This is a genomic window from Allobosea minatitlanensis (genome assembly GCF_964020775.1).
Map to the genome: position 1 here is coordinate 3,442,104 of NZ_OZ224509.1, position 24,980 is coordinate 3,467,083.

Consider the following 24,980-nt stretch of genomic DNA (forward strand, 5'->3'; position numbering starts at 1 on the left):
AAGGTCCTGCCCCATGAACGAACCCTATCGCGGCATCCTGCCGATCGCCCCGGTCGTCTTCCACGACAATGGCGACCTCGATATCGAGGGCAACCGCCGCGTCATGGACCTGATGGTCGACCAAGGTGTCGACGGCATCTGCATCCTCGCCAATTTCTCCGAGCAGTTCCTGCTCACCGACGAGGAGCGCGACCAGGTGATGCGGCTCTCGATCGAGCAGGTCGCGGGCCGCGTGCCGGTGATCGTCACCACCTCGCATTTCTCGACCCGCATCGCCGCCGCCCGCGCCAAGGCCGCGGCCGATGCCGGCGCGAAGATGCTGATGATGATGCCGCCCTATCACGGCGCGCTGCTCAAGGCCGACGAGCAGGGCATGATCGAGCACTTCAAGGCCGTGACCGATGCCTGCGGCATTCCGATCATCCTGCAGGACGCCCCGCTCTCCGGCGTCACCATGACAGTGCCCTTCATGGTCCGGCTGGCGAAGGAGGTGCCGCTCGTCCGCTACTTCAAGATCGAGGTGCCGGGCACGGCCGCCAAGCTGCGCGCCCTGATCGAGGCGGGCGGCGACGCCGTCGTCGGGCCCTTCGACGGCGAGGAGGCGATCACGCTGATGGCCGATCTCGACGCCGGCGCGACTGGCACGATGACCTCGGCCCTGATTCCCGACCTGATCAAGCCGATCCTCGCCGCCCATGCCGCGGGCGACCGCAAGCAGGCGGCGGCGCTCTATGCCCGGGTACTGCCGATCATCAACTACGAGAACCGCCAATGCGGCCTGCGCGCCGCCAAGGCGGTGATGAAGGAAGGCGGCGTCATCCGGTCGGACGCGGTGCGCCACCCGCTGGCGCCGCTGCATCCCAAGCTTCGCGAAGGGCTGCTCGAACTCGCGCGCGAGCTCGACCCGCTGGCGCTGCGCTGGGGGAAATGAAACGGCGCGGCCCCGGAGAGCCGCGCCGCCGATAGCGGACAGGACGGGGCGAAGCGGCGCTCCGCCCTTTGTCCCGGCACCGGCTTCCTGCGAAACGCGGAAGCCGTTTTCCGGTCAGATGCCGGAGCGCGCCGGAGCGCTCCTACCAATGGTCGTAATAGTGGCGCCGGTAGCCATAGGCGGGACCGTAGGGCGGGTAGCCCGGAGGGCGCCCGTAACCATAGCCGTAGCCGTAGCCGCCGCGATAACCGTAGCGATGGCCGTAATAGCGCTGCCGCGCCATGTTCTCCTGGATGATCATCAGGCGCTCGCGCTTGGCCGCCGTCATCGCGTAGGCGGCCGGCTGCCGGTCGAGCCCTTGCGCGAGGGATGGCGCGAGCGCCTCGCCGGCATAGGCGGCGGGCGCGGCGGCCAGGCCCCCGAGGACGATGAAGGCTGCAATCGTGAACCGATGCATGGAAGGGTCTCCCTTTCTGCTCCCGGCGACTTAACACTCTCCAGCCCAAACGCTTCGTGAACGCGATTGTTCAGCTTCGTTCATCTCGGAGAGCGCGGTTCGGCGCCGGCCGCAGAGCCGCAACCGCAGGCCGCGGCGCGATCGATTCGGGAAACCCCACGGATTTTCGGAAAGAAATGGTACAGCCACCCCGGCTCGAACGGGGGACCTCTAGATCCACAATCTAGCGCTCTAACCAACTGAGCTATGGCTGCCCATGACAGGCTGTCCGACCCGGCGCCGAGGCGGGGTCTCCAGCGGCGCGGAACCTAGTGCCGGCGCCGCGCTTTTGCAACCGCGTAATTCGCTTCCCCGGCGAAAAACCGTCCGCATCGCCGCACCCGCCGATGCGGGGCCGTTTCAACCGCGCGGAAAGGCCGCTCAGCCCTTGCGCAGAGCCGCGTTGGCGATGCGCGCGAGCTCCTTCAGATGCTCGGCATAGGATTCGTAGCTGCGGCGCACGGCCTTGGCCTGGAGCGCGATCGCCTCGGAGGCGCTGTCGCTGCGCGCCAGCGTCTCGGCCTCGCCCAATGTCGCCTTCAGCTCGGAGCAGGCATGCTCCAGCATCTTCGCCTGCAGGGCTCCGAAGGCGCGCGCCATGGTCAGCGCCTGGCTCATCACCGTCTCGCCGGTGAGCGCGGCGAATTCCGGCGGGCGCGGCAAGGGCAGCGAATCGAGCGAGGCAGGCTTCGCCGCTTCCTTGCCGGCAGGCGCCACCGGCGCCGCTGCGACGGGCTGCGCGGCCGCCGGGGCGGCGGGCGCCGGCTTCGGCGGCTCGGCAGGCTTGGCAACGACCGGCTTGGCGGCAGCGGGCTTGCCCACAGCGGGTTTGGCCGCGGCAGGGCCGGGCTGAGCCGGCCGGATCTCGCGCGCGGCCGGCGGCACGGGGTCGGCCGGCCTCCCCGCCGCGAGCTTCGCCACCGGCTTCTCGATCCGCAGCTTCGCAGAGACGATCTTCCTCGGCGGCTTGCCCGGCGCCTTCGCCCGAGCAGGCGCCGCGCTGGCCGGCGGGGCGGCGGCCGGCGCCGCCGCCGACCTAACCGGAGGCGGAGAGGAGGACGGGGCCGGCGCAGACACAGGCGCGGATGACGGCCCGGCGGCGGGCGCGAGCGGGGCGCTCTTCCCATCGGCCGGGGCCGAGGACAGCGCGTTGACGGGGGGCAGGCTGACCGGGAGCTTGGCCCGGGTTCGGGTCGGAGGCGGCTTGACCATCACGGCTCTCCTTCAGCGGCGGACGGGCGGGAGGCCGGGCGAAGCGCCCGGCCATCGGTCTCGGGGCAGCGCCGGGGAGCGGGCTGCCCGGCAGGCGGGCTCAGCGGCCGCGGGTGGCCTTGCTGACGGTCTCGGCGGCCTTGGCCGCCGCGTCCTGGGCGGCGGTGCCGAGATCCTTGATCTGGTTCTGGAACGCCGCCATCTGGGCCTTCAGGAAATCGGACTGGTGCTGCATCACCTCGGTGAGGTCCTTCGACTTCACCAGCTTCTGGGCGAAGTCGAACGCCGCCGTGACGTTGTTCTCGGCATAGGCGATGGCCCTGCGGGTCGCTTCCTGGGTGTTGACGCGGGCGGTCTCGGCCGAGCCATGCGCGCTATCCACAGCCTTCTGCGCGGCACCGATGAAACCGTCGAAAGCCTTGCGCGCCTGCTCTACGCTGCGCTCGGCGAATTCGCGCATCTCTGCCGGCACCTCATAGGAATGCTTGCTGTCCATGATCGTTCCTCCTGCTGCGAAAGGCGCCTCGATTTGATTGTGCACTGCAATATCATTACTGCAGTGCAATGACAACGATGCGACGGGACCGGCGCGCGGCTACGTTAACGCTGTTTCGAGGAGAAGCGGGAGAGCTATCTTCGGTTCCATGGATTCGTCCGCGTTTGGAAGCTATTAAAGATTTGTTAGCTATAAAGAGGCGGATCGGACGAGCGGATCAGCATGAGCGAAGCCGGACAGGACTGGGCACGATGGGGAGCTGCGGCGGGTGAAGACCCCGCCCTGACGACCTTTGCCGCCGGCGGCGCGCTGATCCTGTGGGACGCCGCGGCCGGCCGGCCGGGCTTCATGAACGCGGCCGGCCGGGCCCTGCTCGGCGCCGCGCCGGCAGCCGTATCGCTGCCGCCGCTCACCCGTCAACGCCTTTCGCTGCTGGCCGGCGGCCTCGCCCCGACATTGGGCGTCAGGCTGGAGCGCCTGCGGCTGACCGCGAGCTTCGCGGCGCTGCCCGTCACCTGCGGCGTCACGCTGCTGAGGCCGCAGGACGGGCACAGCGTGCTCGCCATCGCGGTGCCCGCTTCCGAATTGCGCCGCCTCGGCGTCACCGTCCCGCCCGAGGCCGATGAGCCGGCTCCCGCCCCGGCCGAGCCGGCGACGGCGGCAGCGCCTTCCCCGGCCGAGCCCGCCCCGGCTGCCCGGCCCTCGACGATTCGCTTCCTGTGGCAGAGCGACGCGGAGCGCCGCCTGACCCGCCTTTCCGAGAACATCGCCGTCCTGACCGGCGCCTCCGCGGCCTCGCAACTGGTCGGCCAGCGCTGGGACGATCTCGCCGGCCGCCAGTTCAGCGACCGCAGCGGCGGGCTGCTCGCCCGCCTCGGCAGCCCGGCGACATGGAGCGGCCATGTCGTTCTCTGGCGCACCGAAGCGCCGGGCGAAGCCGCCCCCGTCGAGCTCTCCGGCATGCCGGTGCTCGGCGCCGACCGGCAGTTCGCCGGCTTCCGCGGCTTCGGCATCGCCCGGCTGGAGGCGCGCGAGCCCTTCCCGCAGGACGAGGCGCCGGCCCCGCCGATGGACGCCGCCGAAGCGGCGGCCGCGGCATGCGCTGACGCTCCCGCCGGCGAACCGGCGCCGGCGGGCCCCGCCCTGCCCTCGGACGCCCCCGCGCCCGCCGCGACGCCCGCATCCGAGTCGGCGCGTCCTGCGGAAGCCGACGCCGCCCGCGACTGGCAGGTGATCTCCGGCCAGTGCGACGACGACACGGCCGATGCGCCCCCTGCGCCGACGCAGCCCGCGCCTCCCGAGAGCGCCGATGCGCCGCCGCCCGACGCCGCCGCGTCCCCGGACAGGGCCTCGACGAAGCCGGCGGAGCCGGCAGCGGCAGCGCAGGATCTGCCCGCCGCCAATATCGTGCCGCTGCGCAACGGGCAGCACGCCGCGATCCGGCCGGTCCTGGAGCCGTCGAAGGCTCATCTCACCTCGGCCGAGCGCAACGCCTTCCGCGAGATCGCCAAGGCGCTGGGCGCGCGGCTCGCCGAGGACGAGCCGCATGACGCGCCGCGCCTGCCACCGGTCGCGCAGCTCCGCGTGAAGGAGGCGGAGGCGAGCGCTCCCGCCCCTGCCGAGGCCGGCACGCCGGCGCCGGCCCGCCAGCGCAATTCCCACGCCGAGATTCTGGACCGGCTGCCGATCGCCGTTCTGGTCAATCGCGGCGACGAGGCGCTCTACGCCAACCGCACCCTGCTCGACCTGCTGGACTACGCCGATCTCGCCGATCTCAAGGCCGGCGGCGTCAGCCGGCTGATCAAGGAGGCGTCCCGCAGCGGCGGCGGCTCGATGACGCTGATCGACCGGGTCGGCCAGTTGGTCGGGGTCGACGCCATGCTCTCGAGCGTCGAATGGCTCGGCGAGGCGGCGACCCTGATGGCCTTCCGCCATCCGGCCGGCGGCGGCGAGGCGCCGGTGCTGACGCCGGAGGAGGCGGAGGAAGCCGAGCTCGCCGCCGAATTCGCGGCGGAGGAAGCGGAATCGGCGGCCCGCGTCGAGGCGCTGCGGCTCGATGCCGAGGCGCGGGACGGGCGCATCGCCGAGCTCACCGCGATGCTCGACACCGCCACCGACGGCGTCGTCACCATCGACGAGCGCGGGCGCATCCTGTCGCTCAACAAGGCGGCCGAGGCGCTGTTCGGCTACGACCAGCGCGAGGTCACGGGCGAGCTGTTCACCCTGCTGTTCTCGGCCGAAAGCCACGCCCCGGCGCTCGACTATCTCGAAGGGCTCAAGGGCGGCGGCGTCGCCTCGGTGCTGAACGACGGGCGCGAGGTCGTCGGCCGGGTGCGGCAGGGCGGCCGGATCCCGCTGTTCATGACCATGGGCCAGGTCGCGCATGGCGCCGAGCCGCGCTTCTGCGCCGTGCTGCGCGACATCACCGCCTGGAAGAAGACCGAGGGCGAGCTGGTCGACGCCCGCAAGGCGGCCGAGATGGCGAGCGCCCAGAAATCGGACGTGCTCGCCAAGATCAGCCACGAGATCCGCACGCCGCTCAACGCCATCATCGGCTTCGCCGAGGTGATGGCCGAGGAGCGCTTCGGGCCGATCGAGAACGAGCGCTACAAGGAATATCTGCGAGACATCCACCAGTCGGGCGGCTACGTCATCAGCCTGGTCAACGACCTGCTCGACCTCGCCAAGATCGAGGCCGGCAAGCTCGAGCTCGACTTCGTCGGGGTCAATCTCAACGAGATCGCGCTCTCGACCGTGGCGCTGCTGCAGCCGGAGGCGCAGCGCGCGCGCGTCGTGCTGCGCTCGGGGCTTTCGCCGAAGCTGCCGCCCGTCGTCGCCGATGAGCGCTCGATCCGCCAGATCGCGATCAACCTGCTCTCCAACGCGGTGAAGTTCACCGATGCCGGCGGGCAGGTCATCATCTCGACGGCGCTGGGCGACCAGGGCGAGGCGATCCTACGGGTGCGCGACACCGGCATCGGCATGGACGACGACGAATTGAAGCTCGCGCTCGAACCCTTCCGGCAGGTGCCGACGACGCGCCGCTCGGGCGGCACCGGGCTCGGCCTGCCGCTGACCAAAGCGCTGGTCGAGGCCAACCGCGCGGCGATGTCGATCACCAGCGTCAAGAAGGAAGGTACGCTGGTCGAGATCACCTTCCCGCCGCAGCGCGTGCTGGCGAGCTGAGCGGCCGGCAGGAAATGGGTCGCCCTCCAGGAGCGCCGACCAATCGATGCGCAGCCTAAGGACGAAGCCTGCCCTTGCATCGAAGCGACCGCTCGCGGTTTTGCAGAGGATTGCGCTCTATACGGGAATCCCGTATAATCGCTACAGATGACGGACGATCGGTTCGATCCCGTCAAGGACGCGGCCAACCGTGCGAAGCACCGGCTGCCGCTAGCCTTCGGCGATCGGATCTTCGAGGACAGCGATCATCTGATCATTCCCTCCATCCGCGAGATCGACGGCGAGGAGCGGTTCAAGGTCGTCGGCCTGGTCGAGGAGAAGCTGTTCACCGGCGTTTTCGTCTGGCGGGGTGATCTGCCCCGCTTCATCTCGGTGAGAAGGAGCAACAAAGGTGAAGAACGCGCCTACCGCGCTGCCTGCTGATCCGATCGACGCCGAGGATTTCGACGCATCGGCCAAAGCGCTGGATCGGGGCCAGCGCGCGCGCCTGATCCGCCGGACGCGGACCGGGCTCGGCCTGTCGCAAGCCGAATTCGCCAGCCGGTTCCGGGTGCCGGTCGGCACGCTGCGCGATTGGGAGCAGGCGCGGGCCACCGCGCCTGATTTCGCCATCGCCTATGTGCGGGTGATCGGCCTGCATCCGGAGATGGTGGCCGAGGCGGTCGCATAGCCGCTGAGCCGCCGGCAGGCGCCTGATGCTCGGGCCTGCCCCGAGCCTCTCGTGACGAGAGGGCGCTCCCTCGCTCGCGATTCCCGGGTCGAAGACGGGCACCCTTACAGCAGCGTGCCGCTCAGGATCACCGCCGCCACGCCGAAATAGATGACGAGGCCGGTGACGTCGACCATGGTCGCCACCAGCGGCGCCGAGGCGCTGGCCGGGTCGAAGCCGAGCCGCTTCAGCAGGAAGGGCAGCATCGAGCCCATCAGCGAGCCGAAGGTGACGATGCCGATCAGCGCGCCGCCGACCGTCGCCGCGATCAGCATCCAGTGCGGCCCGTAATCGTAGAAGCCGAGCCATTGCCAGATCGCGATGCGGGCGACGCCGATGGCGCCGAGGATCGAGCCCAGCACGAGGCCCGACGGCAATTCGCGCAGGATGACCCGCCACCAGTCCTTCAGCGAGATCTCGCGCAGCGCCAGCGCCCGGATGATCAGCGAGGTCGCCTGCGAGCCGGAATTGCCGCCCGAGCTCATGATCAGCGGGATGAACAGCGTCAGCACGATCGCCTTCTCCAGCTCCGACTCGAAGAACTGCATGGCGGAGGCGGTGAGCATCTCGCCCAGCAGCAGGATCGAGAGCCAGCCGGCCCGCTTGCGGATCATCGCGAAGAAGCCGATCTCGTTATAGGGCTCGTCGAGCGCCTCCATGCCGCCGAGCTTCTGCACGTCCTCGGTCGTCTCGGCGATCATCGCGTCGATGACGTCGTCGAAGGTGACGATGCCGATGACGCGGTCCTCGCCGTCGACGACGGGCACCGAGAGCAGGTCGTATTTCGTGATCAGCCGCGCGACGTCCTCGCGGTCGGTCTCCGGCGCCACGGTGATCGGCCGGTGAGCGGGCACGACCGATTCGACAGGCGCAGACGGATCGCCGGCGATCAGCCGGCGCAGCGAGACGGCGCGCACCAGCTTCTTGGTCGCCGGATCGAGCACGTAGATCGCATAGACCGTCTCGCGCGAGCGCTCGACGCGGCGGATATGGTCGAGCGTCTGCTGCACCGTCCAGCTCGACGGCACGCTGACGAACTCCGTCGTCATGATCGAGCCGGCGCTGTGCTCGGGATAGGCCAGCAGCTTGCGCAGGTCGGAGCGCATCTGGCGGTCCATGCGCGCGCCGAGGCGCTGGCGGGTCGCCTCGTCGAATTCCTGGAAGACGTCGGCCGCGCGGTCGGCCGACATGGCCGAAAGCAGCGCGCCGGCCCGGTCGTCCGGGAGCAGCGCCAGCACTTCGGCGGCGTCGGTCAGCTCGGGCTGGTCGAGCACGTCGACGGCGCGCTCGAAGGGCAGCTCCTGCAGGATATGCGCGACGGTGGCGCTGTCCTGCTCGTCGAGCATCTCGACGATGTCCGCGACATGCTCCTCCGCCAGCGTCTTGGCGACGACGACCGACAGCAGATCGGGGGCGAGTTCAATCTCGTTCATGGCTCTTATCCTGGCGATCGGCCGTCCGCACCGATCGCCCGGCTGAGCCGGGGACCCGGATCAGCCGCGCGAGGCGGCAGCAGACGGCTTCGACTGTCGACTGGGACTGTCGGTTGGCATCGGGTCTGGTTGTCCTGTGAGTGCCGGCCGCATGGGCCGGCGACATCCGGCTGTCTGCACCGGCAAGGCGGCGCCGTCAAACTCTTTTTGGCAGCGCAGCATGGTTCCGGGGCCTTGTCGGAAAGAGGCGTCCGCCTATGCTGGCCGGGATGGAACCGGCAGCCCGCCGGCACCTCCGTCATCCTGCATCCGACACCGGACCTCACGCGATGACCCTGACGATCTACGGCTGCTACCGCTCGCGCGCGACGCGCGTCATCTGGCTCGCGAACGAGCTCGGCCTGCCCTTCACCCATGTGCCGGTCATCCAGGCCTACCGCCTGCCCGACCCGGACGCGCCCGGCGCGCCGCTCCACACCCGCAGCGCCGAATTCCTGAAGGTCAACCCCAACGGCCATATCCCCAGCATCGACGACAACGGCTTCAAGCTGCACGAATCGCTGGCGATCAACCTCTATCTCGCCCGCAAGCATGGCGGCCCGCTGGCGCCCCAGAACGCGCAGGAGGAAGGGCTCGCGATCATGTGGGCGCTCTGGGCCGCCACGGAATGCGAGACGAACGCGCTCAGCCTGCAGCAGCATCTCGCCGCCTTCCCGCCGGAGAAGCGCAAGCCGGAGGTGGCCGAGGCCGCCCTCGCCGCCCTGAAGGCGCCCTTCGCCGTGCTCGACAGGACGCTGGCCGACGGCAAGGGCCATGTGATGGGCGGCCGCTTCACTGTCGCCGACATCAACGTCGCCGAGGTGATCCGCTACGCCAGGCCGGCGAGCGAGCTCTTCGACGCCAATCCGAACGTCAAGGCCTGGCTCGAGGCCTGCCAGGCGCGGCCGGCCTTCCAGGCGATGTGGCAGGCGCGCGACGCCGAGCCCGCCTGAGCGGAAAGGCCCGCCCAGAATCCGGGTGGCCGGACCTCGTCCGGCCACCTACTGACGCGGAATGACCCGGCCAGCGAGCAGAGCTTCCGCCATGACACAGCCGATTTCCACCCCCACGCTGCGTATGGGCCCGCTCGAATGGCTCCTGCTGATCGTTCTGTCGATCCTGTGGGGCGGTTCGTTCTTCTTCAACAAGCTGACCGTCGCGGAGTGGCCGCCCTTCGCGGTGGTGCAGGTCCGCGTCGGTCTCGCCGCGCTGGCGCTGCTCCTTGTCGTCCGCATTGCCGGGCAGTCGATGGCCGTCGGGCGCGAGCTGTGGCTGGCCTTCTTCGGAATGGGTCTCCTCAACAACCTGATCCCGTTCAGCCTGTTTCTCTGGGGGCAGCAGCAGATCGCGAGCGGCCTCGCCTCGATCCTGAACGCGACGACGCCGATCTTCGCGGTGCTGGTGATGCACTGCTCCGGCAACGAAAAAGCGACCGGGTTGAAGCTCGGCGGCGTGCTGGCCGGTCTCGTCGGCGTCGCCATCCTGATGGGCCCCGACGCGATCAGCGGCCTCGGCTCCCATCTGGCCGCACAGCTCGCCTGCATTCTCGCCGCCGTCTCCTACGCCTTCTCCGGCCTGCTCGGCCGGCGCTTCCGTGGCGTGTCGCCGCTGGTCGCCGCCACCGGCCAGCTCTCGGCCTCGACGCTGATGATGTTCCCGATCGTCTTCGTCCTGCATCCGCCCTGGACCCTGCCGGTGCCGTCCCACCAGGCCGTTCTGGCGCTTGTCGGGCTGGCACTGATCTCGACGGCGCTGGCCTATCTCCTGTTCTTCCGGATCATGCGCACGGCCGGACCGAGCAATGTGATGCTCGTCACCTTCCTGATCCCGGTCAGCGCCATCCTGCTGGGCTCGGGTCTGCTGGGCGAGGCTCTGCTGCCGCGTCATTTCGCCGGCATGGCCGCGATCTTCGTCGGGCTTGCCCTGATCGACGGCCGGCTGTTCAGGATGGCGCGCCTGCGGCCGGCCTGAGCCAAGACGGCCAGCCTAGGCCGAAAGACTTTATTGCCGAAAGATTATGAATTGTCCTAGGGTCGATTTGTCGGCTGGAGGCTTTATCAGCACGCCCCACTGACTGAGATATCGCGGCAAGCGATACGGGGAACAGGGGACGACCATGGACGTGCGGCAACTGCGATGCTTCATCGCGGTGGCGGAGGAGCTGCATTTCGGCCGCGCGGCCGAGCGTCTGGGCGTGGCTCCCCCGGCCCTGTCGCGCCAGATCAGCGCGCTCGAGGACGAGCTCGGCGTCAATCTCCTGACCCGTACCACGCGGCAGGTCGCCCTCACCCGGGCCGGCCTGATCATGCTCGAGGAATCAAAGGGCATCCTGGTCAAGATGGAGCAGGCTTCGCGGGCGGTGCGCGAGGCTTCGCTGGCCTCCGGCAAGGTGCTGCGCGTCGGCGCCATCGACGCCGCCTCGTCGAGCTTCGTGCCGGAAGCGCTGATGACCTTCCGCAAGCGTTTCCCCGGCATCGAGATCAAGTTCGCCGAGGCGATGACGGCCGCGCTGGTGCAGATGCTGGAGGCCGGCAAGCTCGACCTTGCCCTGGTCCGCCCGCCGCGCAAGCCAACCGACTGCGCCTTCGAGATCCTGCGCGTCGAGCGCCCGCTCGTGGTGCTGCGCGACGACCATCCGCTCGCCGCGCGCGAGCACCTGACCATGCACGACCTCGTCGGCGAACCCTTCGTGGTGCCCTCGAAGCGGATCCGGCCCTATGCTTACGATCTCGTCATGGCCTATTTCGAAAGCGTCGGCGCCGTGCCGAACGTGGTGATCGAGGCGACCGAGAAGCCGGCGATGATGTCGGCGGTGGCGGCCGGTCTCGGCATGGCGCTGGCGCCCGACTGGGTCTCCCGCCTCTCCTTCCCCGGCGTGACGATGCGGCGCCTGCGCGGCGCGATGCTCGACCCGCCGCCGCCCGGCGCGCTGGTCGGCGTCGCCTGGCGGCCGCAGCAGAAGCTGCCGGCCCGCGACGACTTCCTCGCGATCCTGCGCGAGAGCGTGACGCTGATCGAGGAGCGCCACGTCCTGCCACCCGCACAATCGCCCAAGCGGACCCGAACCCCATCGCCTGCCGGAGGAGCCTGATGAGTTTGAACCAGATAGAGCGAGCCCAGGGCTTGCGCATCCGCTCCACGCAGGATTTCGCCGGCGGCCTGTTCATGATCCTGCTGGCGATCGGCGCCTATGTCTTCTCCTGGGAGCTGCCGGCCGGCACGCTGCGCCAGCTCGGGCCGGGCATGCTGCCCAAGGCCTTCGCGGCGATCTGCGGGCTGCTCGGGCTGATGCTGTCGCTCTCCGCCCTGCGCTACCATGGCGAGAAGCTGGCGGGCTGGTCCTGGAGGGGCATCTTCTTCGCGCTCGGCGGCGCCTGCCTGTTCGGCCTCACCATCCGCGGCTTCGAGTTCGGGCCGATCCGGGTTCCGGCGCTCGGGCTGATGGTGGCGGGCCCGCTGCTGATCTTCTTCTCCGGGCTCGCCGCCGATGACCGCAAGCTCCCGGAGCTGCTGATCTTCGCCGTGGCGATGTCGGCGGCCTGCATCCTGCTGTTCAAATACGCGCTGAGCCTGCCGATCCCGCTCGCGCCCTGGCTCCTGGGGATCTGAGCGATGATGGAGACGATCTCCCACCTCTCGCTGGGCTTCGGCGTCGCGCTGACGCTGAAGAACATCGCGCTGTGCTTCGCCGGCTGCCTCGTCGGCACGCTGATCGGCGTGCTGCCCGGCGTCGGGCCGATCGCGACGATCTCGATCCTGCTGCCGATCACCTTCGGCCTCGACCCGACGGGCGCGCTGATCATGCTCGCCGGCATCTATTACGGCGCGCAATATGGCGGCTCGACCACGGCGATCCTGGTCAACATCCCCGGCGAGGCGACCTCCGTCGTCACCACGCTCGACGGCCACCAGATGGCCAAGCAGGGCCGCGCCGGCATCGCGCTCGGCATCGCCGCGATCGGCTCCTTCTTCGCCGGCTGCGTCGCCACCCTGATCATCGCCGCGCTCGGCGCGCCGCTGACCAAGATGGCGCTGCTCTTCGGCCCGGCCGAGTATTTCTCGCTGATGGTGATGGGGCTTTGCTTCGCGGTCGTGCTGGCACGCGGCTCGATCCTCAAGGCCTTCTGCATGATCATGCTGGGCCTGCTGTTCTCGACCGTCGGCACCGACCTCGAAACCGGCCAGGAACGGCTGACCTTCGGCGTCGCCTCGCTCTCGGACGGCATCGACTTCTCGGTGCTGGCGATGGGCGTGTTCGGCTTCGCCGAGGTGCTGCGCAACCTCGAAAATCCCGAGGCGCGCGACGTGGTCAAGGCCAAGATCGGCCGGCTGCTGCCGGGCTGGGAGGATATCAAACAGGCGGCGGCGCCGGTGCTGCGCGGCACCTTCGTCGGCGGCATCCTCGGCATCCTGCCCGGCAACGGCGCGGTGCTCGGCCCCTTCGCCAGCTACACCATGGAGAAGAAGATCGCCAGGGACCCGTCGCGCTTCGGCAAGGGCGCGATCGAGGGCGTCGCCGGGCCGGAATCGGCCAACAACGCCGGCGCCCAGACCGCCTTCATCCCGCTGCTGACGCTCGGCATCCCGCCCAATGCGGTGATGGCGCTGATGGTCGGCGCGATGACCATCCACGGCATCATCCCCGGACCGCAGGTGATGACCCGCAACCCGGAGCTGTTCTGGGGCATGGTCGCCTCGATGTGGATCGGCAACCTGATGCTGCTCGTCATCAACCTGCCGCTGGTCGGCATGTGGGTGAAGCTGCTGCAGGTGCCCTACCGGCTGATGTTCCCGGCGATCCTGATCTTCTGCTGCATCGGCATCTACTCGGTGAACAACCAGCCGCTCGACGTCGCCTTCACGGCGCTGTTCGGGCTGTTCGGCTACCTCCTGATCAAGCTCGGCTTCGAGCCGGCGCCGATGCTGCTCGGCTTCGTCCTCGGCAAGCTGATGGAGGAGAAGCTGCGCCAGGCGCTGATCATCTCGCGCGGCTCCTTCTACACCTTCATCGACTATCAGGAGCGGCCGATCTCGCTGGCGCTGCTGATCGTCGCCGTGCTCGTCCTGGCGATCGCGCTGCTGCCCGCGATCTCGAAGAAGCGCGAGGAGGTCTTCACCGAATGACGGGGGTTGCCGCGGCGGCCCCCCGCCTTAAGCTCCATCATCAACGACCACAGGGAGGAATACGCATGAAGAAGCTCGTTCTCGGCCTCGCGGCCGCCACCGCGCTGGCCTTCGCCGGCGGCGCGCAGGCGCAAGGCTACCCGACCAAGCCGATCACCATGATCGTGCCCTTCGCGGCCGGCGGCCCGACCGACATCATCGCGCGCATCGTCGCCGACAACATGTCGAAGACGCTGGGCCAGCAGATCGTGATCGAGAACGTCGCCGGCGCCGGCGGCACCACCGGCATCACCCGCGCGGTCACGGCGGCGCCGGACGGCTACACCATCGCGATGGGGCATCTGGGCACCTTCTCGGCGGCGCCCGCCACCTATCCCGGCCTGAAATACGACCCGATCAACGGCATGCAGACCATCGGGCTCGCCGGCGGCACGCCGATCCTGATCGTGGCGCGCAAGAGCTTCGAGCCGAAGGACCTCAAGGAGTTCGTCGCCTATGTGAAGGCGAACACCGACAAGGTGAACGAGGCCCATGCCGGCCTCGGCTCGGTCTCCTGGACGACCTGCACCCTGCTCAAGGGCATTCTCGGCACGCCGAAGATCAACGCCGTCGCCTATCGCGGCACCGGCCCGGCGCTGAACGACCTCGTCTCCGGCCAGGTCGACTTCATGTGCGACCAGATCGTCTCGGTCGCCGAGCAGGTCCGCGCCAACACGATCAAGGCCTATGCCATCGCCTCGGCCCAGCGCTCGCCGGCCCTGCCCGACGTGCCGACGACCAAGGAAGCCGGCCTGCCCGACTACCAGATCGAGGCGTGGAACGGCATCGCCGGCCCGAAGGGGATGCCGAAGGAGGCCGTGGACAAGCTCGTCGACGCGCTGAACAAGGCGCTGAACGACGAAGGCACCAAGAAGCGCCTGCTCGATCTCGGCACCGTGCTGCCGACGGCCGAGGAACGGACGCCGGCCGGTTTCGCCGCCCTGATCAAGCGCGACGCCGACAAGCTGACTCCCGCGCTCTCGGCCGCGCCGAAGCAATAAGCGGCCCGAAAACCCAGGATCTGCGCGGCGGGGCCTGTCCCCGCCGCTTTCGTTTCGGCTCCGGCGACGATCGGGCCGTCGCGAACGGCGCGATCACTCCCGGTTGAACGGATAAGCTCTTGCGCGGCCTGCGGATTCCGGAGCGGGTTGCGAAACGTTAACAACTCGTGACCCGCCTTCTCCGGAACAGCTTTTGCTCTGCCCTGGTTTTCCTGCCGAAGTTCGCTTCGAAAGGAGAAAGCCCATGTTCAAGAAGCTTGCTCTTGCGTCCGTCCTGGCCATCGCCCCGGCGGTCGCCTTCGCCCAGAACCAGCCTTCGGGCGGTGCGGTCGGCGGCGCGACCAGCGGCGCGGCGGCCGGTGCCGTCGGCGGCGCGGTGGTGGGCGGCCCGGTCGGTGCCGTGGTCGGCGGTGTCGGCGGCGCCGTGGTCGGCGCGATCGTCGGCGATGCGGCGACCCCGCGCTTCCGCAGCTATGTCGTCGAGCAGCGGGTGCCGTCCTACAGCTATGCCGAACCGGTGGCGGTCGGCACCGTCCTGCCCGAGCAGGGCGTGATCTACCACCCGCTGCCGGCCGAATACGGCCCCCAGGCCTCGCGCTACCGCTATACCGTCGTGAACGAGCGGCCGGTGATCGTCGAGCCGCAGACCCGCCGCGTCGTCCAGATCATCGAGTGACGCCGCCGCGCCGGAGGCGCTGCCGTTCAGGTCTGGCCGCCTTCGGCCAGGGCCCGCCGCGGATGACGCGGCGGGCCCTTGCTTTTTCGAATCGCCGCCGCCCCGGGGAACCGCCGGGACGCCAGGTCGTTCTTGGGACGGGGCTGATCCATGTCGGAGGACAATGATGATCAAGCGTATCCTGATCGTGGCCGCCATCGCGGCCCTTCCCGCCACCGCCTTCTCGCAATCCGGCCCGACATCCGGCCCGATCATCCGCGATCCCTCGGGCGGCTCGACCCGCGACCCGGCCCTGGCCGGCCCGATGATGTTCGGCCCCGCGCTGACGCGCGACCCTTCCGGCGGGACGATGATCGCCGATCATTCGGCCTTCCGGGACTATGTGATGAGCCAGCACGTCCGGTCGTATCATGTCCGCCAGCCGGTCGAGGTCGGCACGGTGCTGCCGGCGCGCGGCGTGACCTATCACGCCGTGCCCGACGCCTATGGCGCGCCGGGCTACCGCTACACGGTGGTGAACGACGAAGCGGTCATCGTCGAGCCGCGGACCCGTCGCGTGATCGAGATCATCGAATAGCAGCCGCCTTCCGGCCCGAGTTCCACATCGGAGGGCCCGCATCGGACGGTGCGGGCCTTGTCCGGCCTCAGCGCGTGCCGAACATGCGGTCCCCGGCGTCGCCGAGCCCCGGCACGATATAGCCGTGCTCGTTGAGCCGCTCGTCGATCGCCGCCGTCCAGATGCGGACATCGGGATGGGCGCCGCGCAGGCGGGCGATGCCTTCCGGCGCCGCGAGCAGGCAGACGAAGCGCAGATCCCTGGCGCCGCGCTCCTTCAGCCGCTCCACCGCGGCGACGGCTGAATTGGCGGTCGCCAGCATCGGGTCCATCACCACGATCATGCGGTCGGCGATGTCGGAGGGGGCTTTGAAGTAGTATTCGACCGCCTGCAGCGTGTCGGGGTCGCGATAGAGGCCGATATGGGCGACGCGGGCGGCCGGAACCAGCTCCAGCATGCTGTCGAGGAAGCCGACGCCGGCGCGCAGGATCGGCGCGAAGACCAGCTTCTTGCCGGCGATGACCGGCTGCATCGACTTCGTCAGCGGCGTCTCGATCTCGACCATCTCGGTCGGCAGGTCGCGCGTCACCTCGTAGCAGAGCAGCATGCCGATCTCGTTGAGGAGCTGGCGGAAGCTCTTGGTCGAGCGATCCTTCTCCCGCATCAATGTCAGCTTGTGCTTCACCAGCGGGTGGTCGACGACGATGACGCCGTCATCCTGGCTCGAAGTCATACGCCGTTTCCCTCTCGTTCCCAGCTCTCTCGCGTCATCCCGGACAGGCCGCGGAGCGACGGTGCTTTTGCCTGCACCGCGCGGGTCAAAATACCGTGCCGTCGCTGACGATGGCGAGCGGCGGACCGCCATCCACACGCTTTTCGCGCGCGATGCGCCGCCCGGCGGCCCAGGTTCCGCCCTCCAGCACCTTGGCGAGCGGCAGCTCCTCGGCAGAGCGGCCGAGCCTGCCGCGGATCAAGCCGCCGATCGCGTCGAGCAGGGCGACCGTCAGCGCCCGCCACTCGACGACCAGCGGCGAGGAGACCTCGTGCGGCCTGGTCCGGTCGGCCTCGTCCTTGAGCGCGATCACGCCGAGATCGAGGAAGAGCCCGCCATTGCGGTATTCCGGCAGGCCGGTGAGCGCGTCGATGTCGAGGACGGCGATGCCGGCCCATTGCAGCGGCTCGATCAGCGAATAGGTCAGCCATTGCGAGAGCTTGTGGAAAGGGACGAGCCCCTCGGTCGGCTCGCCCGGCGCGATCAGCGGGTGGCGCCAGGTATCGCCGAGGGCGACGCCCGCCAGCGTCAGCCGCGAGGGCCAGATGCCGCCGAAGGTCGCCAGCACCTCGCCGAGCATATGCGCGGCCCGCACGGTCCCGGTCTCGGCCTCGCCGGCGAAGCGGTCGAACAGCGCGCCGGGGCGCGACAGGCCCTGCCGTTCCAGCTCCTCGCCGAGGCGGTTGAGCAGGGCGGCGCGCCCTTCGAGCGCCAGCAGCGGATTGTCCGCCCGCACCTGGAAGCCCTGCGCCAGCGCCGCCGCGTCGAGATGCTTCAGCCCGGCCGCATCGGCCCGCAGCGGCTCGGCCGGATCGCTCGAGAACAGGCCGGCGGCGAACATGTCGAGCGAAGCGAGCGCCAGCCCCTCCGAGCGGCCGATCTCGCGCCCCGCCGCCGCGTCGCGATAGCGCCAGTCGGGGCCGGCGCCGGCATCGAGCAGGACGCTGACCACGGCGAGGTCGTAGGCGGCCCGGCCGCGAATAGCGGGATTGGCGAAGCCCGCCGCCGCGTCGAGCCGCTTCCAGCGGTCCTCCCCGTCGAGGACGAAATGGCGCCAGCGCGCATGGAAGGGGATGTCGAGCGTCGGGTAGTTCGCGCGGATGGTGTCGAGGACGTAGTCGGCGCAGGCCTCCAGGCGCTCGGGCCGGACGGAGAAATGCAGCAGCCGGCCGGCATGGCCGAGCTCCAGCATCTCCCGGGCGCGGGCGCGAACGGCCGCAGGTTTCAGCAGGGCGCGGAACGCCTCGGAATGCATGTCGGGCATGGATCTGCGGCTTTCGTCGCTCAGAACTTGTCGAGGTCGCGGCCGACCGTGGCCTTCAGCGCGTTGTCGCCCGGCAGGCCCTCGGGCGCGTAATAGCCCGCCGCCTTCTTGGCCTCGATCTCGACCGAGGCATCGGGCGGGATCAGCTCGGGCGGAATGGCGACGCGCTCGCCGATGACGATGCCGCTCTCGACCATGGCGTCGTATTTCATGTTCGACATCGACATCAGCCGATCGATATGGGTGACGCCGAGCCAGTGCAGCACGTCGGGCATGAGCTGCTGGAAGCGGGCATCCTGCACGCCGGCGACGCATTCGGTGCGCTCGAAATAGGTCGCGGCGGAATCGCCGCCCTCCTGGCGCTTGCGGGCGTTGTAGACGAGGAACTTGGTGACCTCGCCGAGCGCCCGACCTTCCTTGCGGTTGTAGACGATCAGGCCGACGCCGCCGCCTTGCGCCTCGCGCACGCATTCCTCGATGCCGTGGATGAGATAGGGCCGGCAGGTGCAGATGTCGGAGCCGAAGACGTCCGAGCCGTTGCACTCGTCATGGACGCGGCAGGCGATGCGCCGCCGCGGATCGGCGAGGCCCGAGACCTCGCCCATGACATAGGCCGTGATCGAGCCGATCGGCGGCAGGAAGACCTTGAGGTCCGGCCGCGTCACCAGCTCGGGATACATGCCGCCGGTCTGCTCGAACAGCGTGCGGCGCAAGTCGTTCTCGCTCGTGCCGAAGCGCTCGGCGATGCCGGGCAGGTACCAGACCGGATCGACCGCGATCTTGGTGACCGAGATGTCGCCCGAGGCATGCAGGATGTGTCCGTCGGCGGCGAGACGGTGCGCGCCCATCGCCGCCAGGATCTCGGGCAGGTTGAGCCTTGCCCGGGTGACCGCGATCGAGGGGCGGATGTCGATGCCCTCGCCGATCAGCTTGCCGAAATCCTGCGCCACGGTGTGGCCGAACGGGTCGAGCGAGACGATCTTCTTCGGGTCGGCCCATTGCGGCTGCGGCGCGATCTCCGCCGTGGGATGGGTGTTGGTCAGGTCCGGGCGCTGCGACGGGTTCATCGCGCGGGCCGAGATGGCGAGCGCCCGATAGACCGAATAGGAGCCGCCATGGGCGCCGATCACGTTGCGGTCGGCCGGATTGGTGGTCGATGCGATGATCGGCCCGCGCTCGGCCGCCGTCGGGGCGCCCCATCGGATCGGGAAGCGCGCGGCGGCGCTGCCCGGCTCGGGATGGGAGGTCAGTCTGATATGGCCCGTGCGGTTCGGCGCGTTCATCGCGGATCTCGCCCTGAAACGGATAAGGGCCCCGCGACGGCATGTCCGGGGCCCTCTGGACCTAGGCGAGTGTGGACGAGCGCGAGCGCGCCGTCAATCGCCTTAGAAAACAGCGAGATAGCGCAGCAGCGAGATGATGCCGATGACGATCACGATGATCTGCACGACATTCTTGATCTGCCCGTCGAGCGGTAGCATCCGCACCAGATAGAGCACCAGGCCGATGACGAGAACGGTGATCAGCAGCGAAATCAGGATGTTCATTGAAAACTCCGCGTCTCGGCCGAAGCGCCGGCCCCCCGAGCCCGCCGCGACGCTTTCGCGGCATGTCGGCTTCGCGGACAGAACGTCGCAGGACGCGAATAGGTTCCAGGCGCCGGTTGCCGCCATGCCCGGGCGAAACCCGGGCATGGCGGCGGATATCAGCCGGCGATGCGGTCGAAATCCGCGACGGCGCGGGTCGCCTGGCGGAGCTGGTTGAGCAGCTTCAGCCGGTTGGCGCGCAAGGCCGGATCGGGGTCGTTGACCGTGACCTTGTCGAAGAAGGCATCGACCGCCGGGCGGATCTCGGCGAGCGCCGCCATGGCGCCCTCGTAATCCTCGGCGGCGACGGCGGCCTCGGCCTTCGGCGTCGCCTGCGCCAGCGCGACGGCCAGCGCCTTCTCCTCGATCAGCCCGGCATCGGCGATGAGATGCAGGTCCGGCGCGCCCGCGAAGGCGCCCTCCCCGTCCTTCCTCTCCTCCGCCTTGAGGATGTTGGCGGCACGCTTGTAGCCCGCGAGCAGGTTCCTGCCGTCCTCGGTATCGAGGAAGCGGCCGAGCGCGGCGACGCGGCGGGTGATCAGGAGGAGGTCGTCATTGGCCGAAGCGCCCTCGCCCAGCACGGCGTCGACGAGATCGTGCCGCGCGCCCTGGTCGCGGAGCATGACCTTGAGGCGGTCGTGGAAGAAGGAGAGGAGGTCGGCGGCAATCACAGGGCGTTCACCGGCGTTACCCAGCACACGCCCAGTCGCTCCCTCCAACGTTGAAGTCATCTCCATTATCAGCGGCATTCTGCCAACATGCTGAAACAAGTGCTTGCGGAGCAGCAAGCTAACTTGGTTCTCTATAACCAGTCGGATGACGCCTAGCGCGGCTCGCCTGAGCGCGTAAGGATCTTTACTGCCGGTAGGCTTTTCTTCGATCAGCCAAAAGCCGACGAGCGTGTCGAGCTTGTCAGCCAGCGCCACCGCCACCGAAACCGGATCGCTCGGCACGCGGTCGGAGGGGCCGAGCGGCTTGTAGTGCTCCTCGACCGCCGCGGCGACGGAGGCGTCCTCGCCCTGCAACTCCGCGTATTTGCGGCCCATCAGGCCCTGCAGCTCCGGGAACTCGCCGACCATCTCGGTCGGCAGGTCGGCCTTGGCGAGCTTGGCGGCGCGCTCGGCCTTCTCGGGATCGGCGCCGACGAGCGGCGCAAGCTCCCTGGCCAGCGCGGCGATGCGCTGGACGCGCTCGCCCTGCGTGCCGAGCCTGGCGTGGAAGACGACGCCGAGCTTGTCGAGCTTGGCCATGCGCTGGTCCAGCGGCTTGGCCAGATCGAGCCCGAGCTTCTCGGCGCTGTCCCTGAAGGTCTCGAGATCCGGCAGCGCGCCGCGGTCGGTCTGCCAGAAATAGGCGGCGTCCGAGAGGCGCGCCCGTACGACGCGGCCATTGCCGGCGGTGATCGCCGCGCCGCCGTCGCTGGCCATCAGGTTCGAGACCAGGATGAAGCGGTTGGCGAGCGCGCCCGTCGCGGGATCGCGCAGCACGAAGCATTTCTGGTTGGCGCGGATGGTGGCGCGGATCGCCTCGCCGGGGATGTCGAGGAAGCGCTCCTCGAACTGCCCCATCAGCACGACCGGCCATTCGACCAGCCCGGCGACCTCCTCCAGCAAGCCCTCGTCCTCGACGAGGTCGAGCCCCTGCGCGAAGGCGAGGTTGCGGGCGTCGGTGAGGATGATCTCCTTGCGCCGGTCGGCATCGAGCACGACCTTCGCCTTTTCGAGCGAGGCGACATAGTCCTCCAGGCGCTTCACCGTGATCGGGCCGGGCGCGTGGAAGCGGTGGCCATGGGTGACGTTGCCCGAGACGAGACGATCGACCTCGAAGGGCACGATCTCCGTGTCCTCGGTCTCGGCGCCGAAGGTGCAGAGGATGGAATGCAGCGGGCGCACCCAGCGCAGGCTGCCGCCTGCGGCCGAGGCCTTGCCCCAGCGCATCGATTTCGGCCAGGGGAAGGAGCGGATCACCGCCGGCACGATCTCGGCGATGGCCTGGATCGTCTCCTGCCCCGGCTTCTCGATCACGGCGACGTAGCTGTCGCCCTTCTTGGGATCGCTGACGATGCTGGCCTGGTCGAGCGAGTTGAGCCCCGCGGCCTTGAGGAAGCCCTGGATCGCGGCCTCGGGGGCGCCGACGCGCGGGCCCTTGCGCTCCTCGCGGACGTCGCGGCCGCGCACCGGCAGGCCGGCGACATGCAGCGCCAGCCGGCGCGGCGTGACGAAGGCCTTCGCGCCCTCATAGAGCAGGCCGCGCTCGACCAGCGCATCGGTGACGAGCTTCTTCAGGTCCTCGCCGGCCTTGCGCTGCATGCGCGCCGGGATTTCCTCGGAAAAGAGTTCGAGCAGAAGATCGGGCATCACGCAGCTCCCCCGCCGGCGGTCTTCAGCCAGGCCGCGCCGCAGGCCTTGGCAAGCTCGCGCACGCGCAGGATGTAGCTCTGCCGCTCGGTGACCGAGATCACGCCGCGCGCATCGAGCAGGTTGAAGATGTGGCTGGCCTTGATGCACTGGTCATAGGCCGGCAGGGCGAGTGCGTGGCGGGGCTGGTTGGCATCGGCCGCGGGCTCGCCCGCGGCGAGCAGGGCCTTGCACTCGGCCTCCGCATCCGCGAAGTGCCGGAACAGCATCTCGGTGTTGGCGTATTCGAAATTATGCCGGGAATATTCCTGCTCGGCCTGCAGGAACACGTCGCCATAGGAGATGCGGTCCTCGCCGTCGAGGCCGTTGAAATTGAGGTCGTAGACGTTCTCGACGCCCTGGACATACATCGCCAGACGCTCGAGCCCATAGGTCAGTTCGCCCGCCACGGGCGCGCATTCGACGCCGGCGACCTGCTGAAAATAGGTGAACTGGCTGACCTCCATGCCGTCGCACCAGCATTCCCAGCCGAGTCCCCAGGCGCCGAGCGTCGGGCTCTCCCAGTCGTCCTCGACGAAGCGCACGTCGTGCAGGCCGAGATCGACGCCGATGGCCCTGAGCGAGTCGAGATAGAGCTGCTGGAGGTCCGGCGGCGACGGCTTCAGGATGACCTGGAACTGGTAATAGTGCTGGAGCCGGTTGGGGTTCTCGCCGTAGCGGCCGTCCTTGGGCCGGCGCGAGGGCTGGACATAGGCCGCCTTCCACGGCTTGGGGCCCAGCGCGCGCAAAGTCGTCGCCGGGTGGAAGGTGCCGGCGCCGACCTCCATGTCGTAGGGCTGCAGCACCACGCAACCTCGCTCGGCCCAGAAACGCTGCAGCGTCAGCAGCAGCCCCTGGAAGGAGCGGGTCGGGTCCATCGCCGGGGAGGGCGAGGCGGGCGGATGCGAAACGAGGGCGGACAAGAGCCGAAAGCCTTCCGAAAAACGCTGATGATGGCGGCGTGATTAGAGCATCGGACGGAAAAGGGGAATCTCCTTTTCCCGGCCGGGCCGGCGCTTCGGCTCCACCCGCCCTCCGGCCAGCCGATTCGCCCCTGCCCGGCTCGGCCGGCGTCAGACAGCTTCCGTTCATTTGCGATGGGCTATCACCTCTCCATCCGCACGGTCCGCAGCGTTCGGGGTGAGCGCTCGAGCGGGCTGGCGGGCCACAGCCAGCAGGAGTTCTACAATGCTGACCCGTCATATCGCCGCCGCCGCCTTCGGCGCCCTCACCCTCGCCGCCGGCGCTTTCGCCACGGTTCCCGCCTCGGCCGCCCCGGTCGCGGCCCCGGTCGCCGCGGCGCCCCTCCAGGCCGCGCCTGCCGGCGACCTGCTGCAGCAGGCGCAGTATTATCGCGGTCCGCGCCGCTATTACGGCCGGCCGCATTATCGCCCGCGCTGCTTCTGGTCGAACCGGCGCGTCTGGAACGGCTGGCGCTGGGTGGTCCGCCCGGTCCGCGTCTGCCGCTGATCCGGCGGCGACGTCGCAATACGGCCACCTTCCGGCCGCTCCCTGAAGACAGGCTGAACGGCGCGATTTCGCGCCGTTCAGATTCGCAGGCCTAGCCTGCCCGTTCTGGCGACGCACGATCCGACGGCCCGAGGAGGCCGGCGTCACTCATGGAGGATCTCATGTTACGGACCTTGCTTCTGGGCCTTGCGGCGGCCGGCTCGCTCGGCGGCGCGGCGCTGCTCGCCCCCCCGGCCTCCGCCGCTCCGGTCTCGGCTCTCTCCGGCGGCGGCGTCGCCGCAGCCGGCGGGCTGATCCAGCAGGCGCAGTATTATTACGGGCCGCGGCGCTATTGGGGGCCGCGACGCTATTATTACGGCCCGCGCTACTGGGTCCCGCCGCGCTATTATTACGGGCCGCGCTACTACCGCCCCTATTACGGCCCGCGCTATTTCTACGGCCCGCGCTACTGGTAGGCCCCGCCGAGGCGCGCCCGGCCGCGATGCACCGCCTCGCTCGCCTCCGTCAGGTGCCCGTCGGGCCCGTTGAGCACGAAAGCCGGCAGCAGCTCTGCCGGCTTTCTGCTGTTCAGAACCCCCGTGACGATGACGCGGATCGCCGGACGTTCCGCCGAGGCGTGGACCGGCCGGATGGCGAGCCCGCCGAAGCCGATGCCGAGGCCGGCGAGCAGTTCCGGCAGCGCCTGCGCATGATGGATGACGGCGATCGACCCGCCGGGCTTCAGCAGCCTGCGGGCCGCGCGCAGCCAGACATCGAGACCGCCCTCCGCGACATGGGCCGCCTGGCGGTTCGGCACGGGCGAGCCGCGCGTGCGGCCGGGCGGGTAGAAGGGCGGGTTCATCGCGACCGCGTCGAAGCCAGCGGGCGCGAGGCCGAGGCCCGACAGCGCCGAGGCCCGCGCCGCGATATCGGCCGCGACCACCCGCACCCGCTCGTCCATGCCGTTCAGCGCCGCGTTCTCGGCCGCCAGCGCGGCGAGCTCCGGGTCGCGCTCCAGCAGCGTGACGCGCAGCCGCGGCTCGGCCAGCGCCGCGGCCAGCCCGACCGTGCCGACGCCGGCGCCGATATCGAGGAGCCGCCCCTCCCCCAGCGCCGGCAGCGCGGCCGCGAGCAGGACCGCGTCGCTTCCGGCCCGATGGCCCTTGCGCGGCTGGCGCAGGATGAGCCGGCCGCCGAGCAGGCGGTCCTCGACGATCTCGCCGAGGCCGCCGGCCGGGTCCGCCTCACTCATCGCGCAGCTCGGCGCCGTAGCCGGCCTCGATCAACAATGCGCGAGCCCGCTTCCGATCCCCCTCGCGCACCATCAGCCGGCGGGGGAAGGCGCCGGTCATGCCTTCCAGCGCGCTGATATGCTGGTCGGCGACCATGCAATCGAGATCGGCGGCGCCGAGCAGCGCCTCGAGGGCGCCGAGCAGAATCAGATCGTTGGTGCGGACGAGTTCGTACATGCGGCCATGGAGCGCGAGCCCGGGGCTGCGCGCAAGCGCCTTCTGACGCGCCTGCGGCATCGCGGGGCGATTGCAGGGGCTGGCGTCCCATGCGACGGTTGTGGCAATGGCTCCGGGCACGCCGCCCGGCGCGCGGGTCCTGCCGG

At 69.5% G+C, this 24,980-nt stretch carries 26 protein-coding genes and 1 tRNA gene; 14 read left to right on the top strand and 13 right to left on the bottom strand.

The features are described 5' to 3' along the window. Positions 1–13: 13 nt before the first annotated feature. Positions 14–931, top strand: a complete 918-nt coding sequence (locus ACWH43_RS17040) for a dihydrodipicolinate synthase family protein (RefSeq protein ID WP_158443834.1) — start codon at positions 14–16, stop codon at positions 929–931. Between the two features lie 142 nt (positions 932–1,073). Here the strand turns inward: ACWH43_RS17040 and ACWH43_RS17045 are convergent, their stop codons facing one another. The 4 genes from ACWH43_RS17045 to ACWH43_RS17060 form a co-directional block, all read right to left on the bottom strand. Next, complete coding sequence (locus tag ACWH43_RS17045; protein ID WP_158443835.1) at positions 1,074–1,388, bottom strand: hypothetical protein; 315 nt, start codon at positions 1,386–1,388, stop codon at positions 1,074–1,076. 177 nt (positions 1,389–1,565) lie between these two features. Continuing rightward, positions 1,566–1,642 (bottom strand) — tRNA-His (locus ACWH43_RS17050). Positions 1,643–1,808: 166 nt separating this feature from the next. Then, the gene (locus tag ACWH43_RS17055; RefSeq protein WP_158443836.1) at positions 1,809–2,348 is read right to left on the bottom strand and encodes a phasin family protein; all 540 of its coding nucleotides are present in this window, start codon (positions 2,346–2,348) and stop codon (positions 1,809–1,811) included. Positions 2,349–2,739: 391 nt separating this feature from the next. Beyond that, complete coding sequence (locus ACWH43_RS17060; RefSeq protein ID WP_158443837.1) at positions 2,740–3,135, bottom strand: phasin; 396 nt, start codon at positions 3,133–3,135, stop codon at positions 2,740–2,742. A 222-nt stretch (positions 3,136–3,357) separates the two neighbouring features. Between ACWH43_RS17060 and ACWH43_RS17065 the strand changes: the two genes are divergently transcribed. The 3 genes from ACWH43_RS17065 to ACWH43_RS17075 all read left to right on the top strand — a co-directional run bounded on the left by ACWH43_RS17065 (position 3,358) and on the right by ACWH43_RS17075 (position 6,991). Continuing rightward, positions 3,358–6,321: a PAS domain-containing sensor histidine kinase gene (locus tag ACWH43_RS17065; RefSeq protein WP_448153555.1), complete on the top strand. Its 2,964-nt coding sequence runs from the start codon at positions 3,358–3,360 to the stop codon at positions 6,319–6,321. A 147-nt stretch (positions 6,322–6,468) separates the two neighbouring features. Next, positions 6,469–6,744, top strand: coding sequence for a BrnT family toxin (locus tag ACWH43_RS17070; protein WP_158445070.1), 276 nt, complete (start codon positions 6,469–6,471; stop codon positions 6,742–6,744). Continuing rightward, positions 6,713–6,991, top strand: a complete 279-nt coding sequence (locus ACWH43_RS17075) for a helix-turn-helix domain-containing protein (RefSeq protein ID WP_158445069.1) — start codon at positions 6,713–6,715, stop codon at positions 6,989–6,991. Before ACWH43_RS17070 ends, ACWH43_RS17075 begins: the two co-directional genes overlap by 32 nt. Positions 6,992–7,095: 104 nt before the next feature. On the opposite strand, the gene mgtE is transcribed toward ACWH43_RS17075, so the two are convergent. Next, positions 7,096–8,463 carry a magnesium transporter gene (mgtE, locus tag ACWH43_RS17080; RefSeq protein ID WP_158445068.1) on the bottom strand — a complete coding sequence of 456 codons (1,368 nt, stop codon included), beginning with the start codon at positions 8,461–8,463 and terminating at the stop codon, positions 7,096–7,098. Between the two features lie 329 nt (positions 8,464–8,792). On the opposite strand from mgtE, the gene ACWH43_RS17085 reads away from it, so the two are divergent. The 8 genes from ACWH43_RS17085 to ACWH43_RS17120 all read left to right on the top strand — a co-directional run bounded on the left by ACWH43_RS17085 (position 8,793) and on the right by ACWH43_RS17120 (position 15,919). Continuing rightward, entirely contained in the window at positions 8,793–9,455 is a 663-nt protein-coding gene (locus tag ACWH43_RS17085) for a glutathione S-transferase family protein (RefSeq protein WP_158445067.1), read from the top strand. A 91-nt stretch (positions 9,456–9,546) separates the two neighbouring features. After that, entirely contained in the window at positions 9,547–10,473 is a 927-nt protein-coding gene (locus ACWH43_RS17090) for a DMT family transporter (protein ID WP_260348146.1), read from the top strand. Between the two features lie 145 nt (positions 10,474–10,618). Then, positions 10,619–11,593, top strand: coding sequence for a LysR family transcriptional regulator (locus tag ACWH43_RS17095; protein WP_158445066.1), 975 nt, complete (start codon positions 10,619–10,621; stop codon positions 11,591–11,593). Continuing rightward, entirely contained in the window at positions 11,593–12,111 is a 519-nt protein-coding gene (locus tag ACWH43_RS17100) for a tripartite tricarboxylate transporter TctB family protein (protein WP_158445065.1), read from the top strand. Before ACWH43_RS17095 ends, ACWH43_RS17100 begins: the two co-directional genes overlap by 1 nt. Before the next feature lie 3 nt (positions 12,112–12,114). After that, on the top strand, positions 12,115–13,626 hold the full coding sequence (locus tag ACWH43_RS17105) for a tripartite tricarboxylate transporter permease (RefSeq protein ID WP_158445064.1): 1,512 nt from the start codon (positions 12,115–12,117) through the stop codon (positions 13,624–13,626). A 65-nt stretch (positions 13,627–13,691) separates the two neighbouring features. Continuing rightward, complete coding sequence (locus tag ACWH43_RS17110; protein WP_158445063.1) at positions 13,692–14,666, top strand: tripartite tricarboxylate transporter substrate-binding protein; 975 nt, start codon at positions 13,692–13,694, stop codon at positions 14,664–14,666. Positions 14,667–14,910: 244 nt separating this feature from the next. Then, a complete protein-coding gene (locus ACWH43_RS17115) occupies positions 14,911–15,342 on the top strand; it encodes a DUF1236 domain-containing protein (protein WP_260348145.1) in 432 nt (143 codons plus the stop codon). A gap of 166 nt (positions 15,343–15,508) precedes the next feature. Beyond that, positions 15,509–15,919, top strand: coding sequence for a DUF1236 domain-containing protein (locus tag ACWH43_RS17120; RefSeq protein ID WP_260348144.1), 411 nt, complete (start codon positions 15,509–15,511; stop codon positions 15,917–15,919). Between the two features lie 67 nt (positions 15,920–15,986). Here ACWH43_RS17120 and upp read toward each other — a convergent pair whose 3' ends face one another. The 6 genes from upp to ACWH43_RS17150 all read right to left on the bottom strand — a co-directional run bounded on the left by upp (position 15,987) and on the right by ACWH43_RS17150 (position 22,794). Continuing rightward, the gene (gene upp / locus ACWH43_RS17125; protein ID WP_158445060.1) at positions 15,987–16,631 is read right to left on the bottom strand and encodes a uracil phosphoribosyltransferase; all 645 of its coding nucleotides are present in this window, start codon (positions 16,629–16,631) and stop codon (positions 15,987–15,989) included. 85 nt (positions 16,632–16,716) lie between these two features. Next, entirely contained in the window at positions 16,717–17,934 is a 1,218-nt protein-coding gene (locus ACWH43_RS17130; protein WP_158445059.1) for a URC4/urg3 family protein, read from the bottom strand. 20 nt (positions 17,935–17,954) lie between these two features. Continuing rightward, positions 17,955–19,217, bottom strand: coding sequence for a GTP cyclohydrolase II (locus ACWH43_RS17135; protein WP_158445058.1), 1,263 nt, complete (start codon positions 19,215–19,217; stop codon positions 17,955–17,957). 102 nt (positions 19,218–19,319) lie between these two features. Next, positions 19,320–19,481 carry a Thivi_2564 family membrane protein gene (locus tag ACWH43_RS17140; RefSeq protein WP_260348142.1) on the bottom strand — a complete coding sequence of 54 codons (162 nt, stop codon included), beginning with the start codon at positions 19,479–19,481 and terminating at the stop codon, positions 19,320–19,322. Positions 19,482–19,639: 158 nt separating this feature from the next. Further along, positions 19,640–21,877 carry a glycine--tRNA ligase subunit beta gene (gene glyS, locus ACWH43_RS17145; protein WP_158445057.1) on the bottom strand — a complete coding sequence of 746 codons (2,238 nt, stop codon included), beginning with the start codon at positions 21,875–21,877 and terminating at the stop codon, positions 19,640–19,642. Beyond that, complete coding sequence (locus ACWH43_RS17150; protein WP_158445072.1) at positions 21,877–22,794, bottom strand: glycine--tRNA ligase subunit alpha; 918 nt, start codon at positions 22,792–22,794, stop codon at positions 21,877–21,879. The genes glyS and ACWH43_RS17150 overlap by 1 nt, the downstream gene beginning before the upstream one ends. 310 nt (positions 22,795–23,104) lie before the next feature. Between ACWH43_RS17150 and ACWH43_RS17155 the strand changes: the two genes are divergently transcribed. Beyond that, the gene (locus ACWH43_RS17155; protein WP_158445056.1) at positions 23,105–23,386 is read left to right on the top strand and encodes a hypothetical protein; all 282 of its coding nucleotides are present in this window, start codon (positions 23,105–23,107) and stop codon (positions 23,384–23,386) included. Between the two features lie 161 nt (positions 23,387–23,547). Then, complete coding sequence (locus tag ACWH43_RS17160) at positions 23,548–23,841, top strand: hypothetical protein (RefSeq protein WP_158445055.1); 294 nt, start codon at positions 23,548–23,550, stop codon at positions 23,839–23,841. Here the strand turns inward: ACWH43_RS17160 and ACWH43_RS17165 are convergent. Both ACWH43_RS17165 and ACWH43_RS17170 read right to left on the bottom strand, forming a co-directional pair. After that, positions 23,832–24,617: a tRNA1(Val) (adenine(37)-N6)-methyltransferase gene (locus ACWH43_RS17165; protein WP_158448340.1), complete on the bottom strand. Its 786-nt coding sequence runs from the start codon at positions 24,615–24,617 to the stop codon at positions 23,832–23,834. The two genes, ACWH43_RS17160 and ACWH43_RS17165, sit on opposite strands and share 10 nt — an antisense overlap. Further along, complete coding sequence (locus ACWH43_RS17170) at positions 24,610–24,954, bottom strand: putative signal transducing protein (RefSeq protein WP_311734795.1); 345 nt, start codon at positions 24,952–24,954, stop codon at positions 24,610–24,612. The genes ACWH43_RS17165 and ACWH43_RS17170 overlap by 8 nt, the downstream gene beginning before the upstream one ends. Between the last annotated feature and the right edge of the window lie 26 nt (positions 24,955–24,980).

Coding starts and splice junctions, on each gene's coding strand:
- ACWH43_RS17040 (WP_158443834.1), top strand. CDS start 14: ATGAACGAACCCTATCGCGGCATCCTGCCGATCGCCCCGGTCGTCTTC.
- ACWH43_RS17045 (WP_158443835.1), bottom strand. CDS start 1,388: ATGCATCGGTTCACGATTGCAGCCTTCATCGTCCTCGGGGGCCTGGCC.
- ACWH43_RS17060 (WP_158443837.1), bottom strand. CDS start 3,135: ATGGACAGCAAGCATTCCTATGAGGTGCCGGCAGAGATGCGCGAATTC.
- ACWH43_RS17065 (WP_448153555.1), top strand. CDS start 3,358: ATGAGCGAAGCCGGACAGGACTGGGCACGATGGGGAGCTGCGGCGGGT.
- ACWH43_RS17070 (WP_158445070.1), top strand. CDS start 6,469: ATGACGGACGATCGGTTCGATCCCGTCAAGGACGCGGCCAACCGTGCG.
- mgtE (WP_158445068.1), bottom strand. CDS start 8,463: ATGAACGAGATTGAACTCGCCCCCGATCTGCTGTCGGTCGTCGTCGCC.
- ACWH43_RS17085 (WP_158445067.1), top strand. CDS start 8,793: ATGACCCTGACGATCTACGGCTGCTACCGCTCGCGCGCGACGCGCGTC.
- ACWH43_RS17090 (WP_260348146.1), top strand. CDS start 9,547: ATGACACAGCCGATTTCCACCCCCACGCTGCGTATGGGCCCGCTCGAA.
- ACWH43_RS17095 (WP_158445066.1), top strand. CDS start 10,619: ATGGACGTGCGGCAACTGCGATGCTTCATCGCGGTGGCGGAGGAGCTG.
- ACWH43_RS17100 (WP_158445065.1), top strand. CDS start 11,593: ATGAGTTTGAACCAGATAGAGCGAGCCCAGGGCTTGCGCATCCGCTCC.
- ACWH43_RS17105 (WP_158445064.1), top strand. CDS start 12,115: ATGATGGAGACGATCTCCCACCTCTCGCTGGGCTTCGGCGTCGCGCTG.
- ACWH43_RS17110 (WP_158445063.1), top strand. CDS start 13,692: ATGAAGAAGCTCGTTCTCGGCCTCGCGGCCGCCACCGCGCTGGCCTTC.
- ACWH43_RS17115 (WP_260348145.1), top strand. CDS start 14,911: ATGTTCAAGAAGCTTGCTCTTGCGTCCGTCCTGGCCATCGCCCCGGCG.
- ACWH43_RS17120 (WP_260348144.1), top strand. CDS start 15,509: ATGATCAAGCGTATCCTGATCGTGGCCGCCATCGCGGCCCTTCCCGCC.
- upp (WP_158445060.1), bottom strand. CDS start 16,631: ATGACTTCGAGCCAGGATGACGGCGTCATCGTCGTCGACCACCCGCTG.
- ACWH43_RS17130 (WP_158445059.1), bottom strand. CDS start 17,934: ATGCCCGACATGCATTCCGAGGCGTTCCGCGCCCTGCTGAAACCTGCG.
- ACWH43_RS17135 (WP_158445058.1), bottom strand. CDS start 19,217: ATGAACGCGCCGAACCGCACGGGCCATATCAGACTGACCTCCCATCCC.
- ACWH43_RS17140 (WP_260348142.1), bottom strand. CDS start 19,481: ATGAACATCCTGATTTCGCTGCTGATCACCGTTCTCGTCATCGGCCTG.
- glyS (WP_158445057.1), bottom strand. CDS start 21,877: ATGCCCGATCTTCTGCTCGAACTCTTTTCCGAGGAAATCCCGGCGCGC.
- ACWH43_RS17150 (WP_158445072.1), bottom strand. CDS start 22,794: ATGGACCCGACCCGCTCCTTCCAGGGGCTGCTGCTGACGCTGCAGCGT.
- ACWH43_RS17155 (WP_158445056.1), top strand. CDS start 23,105: ATGCTGACCCGTCATATCGCCGCCGCCGCCTTCGGCGCCCTCACCCTC.
- ACWH43_RS17160 (WP_158445055.1), top strand. CDS start 23,548: ATGTTACGGACCTTGCTTCTGGGCCTTGCGGCGGCCGGCTCGCTCGGC.
- ACWH43_RS17165 (WP_158448340.1), bottom strand. CDS start 24,617: ATGAGTGAGGCGGACCCGGCCGGCGGCCTCGGCGAGATCGTCGAGGAC.